We start from the raw sequence: 4656 nt of genomic DNA on the forward strand, positions 1-4656 counted from the left end.
AAACCAACCATGCTAACAAAAATAATAGATAGACCTGTGCTGGCTACGGTGATTTCGATTGTCATCGTGGTTCTAGGATTTGTGGGTCTCGACAGACTATCTGTCACTCGTTTTCCAGATATTTCGCCCCCAACTGTAATGGTATCTGGCTCGTATCCGGGGGGCAACAGCGAAACGGTAATTCGTTCGGTAGTAACACCGCTCGAAGAACAAATCAACGGGGTTGAAAACATGCAATACATCAGGTCTACGGCTAGTAATGATGGTACATTTTCTATTTCGGTTATTTTTAAACAAGGCGTAAATCCTGACCAAGCGGCCGTAAACGTACAAAACCGTGTACAACAAGCCACTCCTATTTTGCCACAAGAGGTAGTCCGTATGGGTCTTACCACCTCGAAACAGCAAAATAGTATGATTCTGATTTTCAACTTGTTTACGGAAGATAACAACAAGTACGACGAAACTTTTTTGCAAAACTATGCCAATATCAACTTGATTCCACAAATCAAGCGTGTACCGGGTGTAGGGCAAGCAATGGTTTTTGGGGTAAAAGATTATTCGATGCGTATTTGGTTGAATCCTCGAAAAATGGCCAGTTATGGACTTACGCCAGCCGAAATTACTGCTGCTATAGCAGACCAAAGTTTGGAGGCATCTCCCGGTCGTTTGGGTGAAGAATCGGATGCACCACTCGAATATGTGATTCGTTATAAAGGAAAGAAAAACTTGCCCGAAGACTACGATAATATTGTTGTAAAAAATCAAGGCAATAATATGATTCGTCTGAAAGATGTGGCACGTGTAGAATTTGGGGCTATTTCTTACAGTGGTTCAAACTCCTCGAATATGCGCAATGCCGTAACCATTGCGATTTTGCAAACCACTGGCTCAAACGCCAATGCCATCGAGATAGGCATTGACAAAGAAATTGAACGTTTGTCAAAATCTTTTCCTCCAAGTATCAAATATTCCAAACTTATCAGTACCAAAGAGCGTTTGGACGAGGCAACTAATCAGGTAAAATCTACCTTGTTCGAAGCCTTTATCTTGGTATTTATTGTAGTGTTTGTGTTTTTGCAGGATTTCCGTTCAACGCTTATTCCTGCCATTGCAGTGCCTGTGGCTATTATTGGTACCTTCTTTTTCTTATTAGTTTTAGGTTTTACCATCAATATCCTCACGCTTTTTGCCTTGGTATTGGCAATCGGGATTGTGGTCGATGACGCCATTGTGGTTGTGGAGGCCGTGCATAGTAAAATGGAAGGTAGCGATATGAGTGCCAAAGAAGCCACGCATTCGGCCATGAGCGAAATTACGGGAGCGGTGGTATCCATTACCCTCGTGATGTCGGCGGTATTTATTCCGATTGGTTTTATGACTGGTTCGGCAGGAATTTTCTATAAACAATTTGCTTACACACTTGCCATTTCTATCATTATTTCGGCGGTAAATGCCCTGACTTTGACACCTGCTTTATGTGCACTTTTATTAAAAAATAATCATGCAACTGAGCATCATGGAGAAAAGAAAAAGCTAGGTTTTGGCCAAAGATTTTACGTAGCGTTCAACTACGGTTTCAACAATTTTACCAATAGATATGTAAAAATCATTCGCTTTCTGGCAGTACGTAAGTGGTTGGCTACAGCTTTAGTGGCAATTGTAATAGCGGCCTCGGCTTGGGTCATGAACTCTACGCCAAGAAGTTTTGTGCCAATGGAAGACGACAATATGTTCACCTACGTATTGAGTATGCCTCCGGGCACAGCCCTGACACCTACGACCCAGGTAGCCAACAAAATCAATAAACTTTTGTCTGAACTCGAAGCCGTTGAAGACAATACTGCTATTACTGGATTTAACCTTTTGAACAATAGTACTAGCCCTGCTTATGCGGTAGGTTTTGTGAAACTAAAACCTAAAAAACTCCGTGGGAAAGTACAAGATATAGACGAGTTGATGGGTGTAGTCAATCAAAAGCTGTCTGTCATTAAAGAAGGTGCCGTGATGACAATGCGCCTTCCCCCAGTTGATGGTTATGGTTTGACCAATGGCGCTGAGATTGTTTTGCAAGACCGAAAAGGCAGAAGTCCAAATATACTCAAAGCTAAATCAGACGAGGTTATTGCCGAACTCATGAAAGTACCTGGTGTAGCATCGGCCTACACGGTATTCCGTACTGATTATCCTCAGTTAGAAATCGAAGTAGACGAAGATAAAACCAAACAAATGGGACTTAGTGTTAGTCAGGTTTTGGGTACAGTCCAAAGCTATTTTGCTGGAGACCAAAGTTTGAATTTTTCAAGATTCGGAAAATTCTATCGTGTCAATATCAAAGCTGATGGGGTGTTTAGAATGGACGAACAGGCATTTGATGAAATTTATGTCAAAAATCCACAAGGACAAATGGTGCCTGTCAAGTCAATTGTGAAACTCAACAAGGTGTACGGACCAGAAGCAGTAAGTCGCTATAATTTGTACAATGCCTTGACGATTTATGTAAATGCTATGCCGGGGACAAGTAACGGTGCTTTGATGGACAATTTGGAAAAAGTGTTAGACAAACTCCCAGCCGATTACAGTTATGAATGGACTGGTTTGAGTTTGGAAGAAAAAGCTTCTGGTAACCAAACCTTGGGCATTTTAGGACTCTGCTTGCTGTTTGTATATCTCTTGTTATCAGCTCAGTACGAAAGTTATTTATTGCCAATGGCAGTACTATTATCTATCCCAACAGGCTTATTGGGTGCATTTTTAGGAATTAGAAGTATCGGCTTGGATAACAACATTTATGTACAAATCGGGATGATTATGTTGATTGGTTTGCTAGCCAAAAATGCCATTTTGATTGTAGAATTTGCCGTGCAACGTCGTCGTGCAGGACTCAGTATTTTGGAATCTGCAATAGATGCTGCAAGAGCCCGTTTGCGTCCTATCATCATGACTTCCTTTGCCTTTATTGTCGGTATGATTCCCTTGATGATTTCCGAAGGAGGAACTGCCACAGGTAACCATTCGATTAGTACTAGTGCAGCGATGGGGATGTTGAGTGGCGTGGTTCTAGGGATTGTGATTATTCCTATTCTGTATATGTTTTTCCAGTTTTTACAAGAAAAAGTAACAGGAAAAAAAGCGTAAGAAAATGCTGAAAAGCACATTTTCTAATTTTTAGAAAAGAATATAAACATGAAACTAACAAAATATATCAGTATAGGATTGATAGCCATGCTTTCGGCCTGTACTGTTGGCAAAAAATACAGTCGCCCCGAAGTGAGTATGCCTGAGCATTTCAGAAACTCCATTTCGACTACTGCGGATTCTGTTCAGTTGCCTTGGAAAACTTTTTTTAAAGAACCTCAATTGGTAGGTTTGATAGAAAAAGCCCTTGCCAAAAACAACGATGTATCTGTAGCGGTGTTGACTATACGCCAACTAGATTTGAATTACCAGCAAGCAAAGCTAGGCTTGTACCCGAACCTTGATTTTAGTCTAGGAGCCAACAGAACTTGGCTTTCCAAAAACTCCTTAAACGGTTCTTTGAGTGAGCAATTTCTAGGAACGGCATATATGGACGATTACAGTGCTACGGTGCGTTTGTCATGGGAGGCTGATATTTGGGGAAAAGCCAAAAACCATAAAGAGTCTGCTTTGGCGGAGTATTTTATGCAAAAGGAAAATCTTTCAGCGCTAAAAACTCGTCTGATTGCTCAAGTGGCGCAAGCCTATTTTAATCTTTTGACACTAGACGAACAACTTGCTGTAGCTCAAAAGAATATCGCTTTGTCAGATACCACCTTGAATATGATTCGCTTGCAATACAAATCTGGACAAACCTCCTCGTTGGCTGTCGAACAAGCAGAGGCGCAGAAAAAGACCGCAGAATTATTGATTCCTGTGGCAAAACAGGCGATTGTAGCACAAGAAAACGCGCTTAGTATTTTATGTGGAGAATATCCCAATAGCATCGAACGAACCAAAAGTATGCAAGATGCGCTACCAACTGCTTTATTTAAGGAGGGAGTTCCTGCCAATTTGCTCAGTCGTAGACCCGACGTAAAAGCCAGCGAATACGCAGTGGTATCTGCCAATGCAAAAATGAATTTGGCAAATATTGCGATGTATCCAAGCATTAGTTTGACGCCTTCTATTGGAGCAAACTCCTTCAAACTAAATACATGGTTCGACTTGCCAGGTTCTTTAATCAAAACTGTGGGGGTAAATCTCACACAACCAATTTTTAATAAAAAAGCCTTAAAGACAGCTTATGAAGTTTCTGTAATAGAAAGAGAAAAGGCTGTTTTGAATTTCAAACAGAGCTTACTCAATGCCGTTGGAGAAGTTTCAACAGCTTTGAGTAGAGGAACAGCGGCAAAGGAACGTTTGGAACTGATTCAGTCAAAAAATAACGCTCTTTCCAAAGCCACCAAAGATGCTTTATTGCTTTATAAAAACGGTATGGCAAGCTATCTGGAAGTGATTACGACGCTCAATAATTCCCTCCAAAATGAGTTAGACGCCATCAGTGTTCGTAAAGAGCAGTTTGACGCCACCACAGAATTATACCGTTCATTAGGTGGAGGCGTAGAATAGCTTTTCGTTGAGTGAACAGGTGCAAAGTGGCAAAGGCATAAAGTGATTTTCTAAAATACCTAACCC

At 41.1% G+C, this 4656-nt stretch carries 2 protein-coding genes; both read left to right on the forward strand.

All coding sequences use genetic code 11. The features are described 5' to 3' along the window. Positions 1-9: 9 nt before the first annotated feature. Entirely contained in the window at positions 10-3138 is a 3129-nt protein-coding gene (locus ACOVQ4_RS17920; RefSeq protein WP_421821987.1) for an efflux RND transporter permease subunit, read from the forward strand. A gap of 48 nt (positions 3139-3186) precedes the next feature. Next, entirely contained in the window at positions 3187-4590 is a 1404-nt protein-coding gene (locus tag ACOVQ4_RS17925) for a TolC family protein (RefSeq protein WP_421821988.1), read from the forward strand. The last annotated feature ends 66 nt before the right edge of the window (positions 4591-4656 follow it).

It is taken from the genome of Flectobacillus sp. (assembly GCF_049240685.1).
Classification (GTDB): Bacteria; Bacteroidota; Bacteroidia; order Cytophagales; family Spirosomataceae; genus Flectobacillus.

Bases quoted from the DNA above. Each gene is read 5' to 3' on its own strand.
- ACOVQ4_RS17920 (WP_421821987.1), top strand. From the start codon at position 10: ATGCTAACAAAAATAATAGATAGACCTGTGCTGGCTACGGTGATTTCG.
- ACOVQ4_RS17925 (WP_421821988.1), top strand. From the start codon at position 3,187: ATGAAACTAACAAAATATATCAGTATAGGATTGATAGCCATGCTTTCG.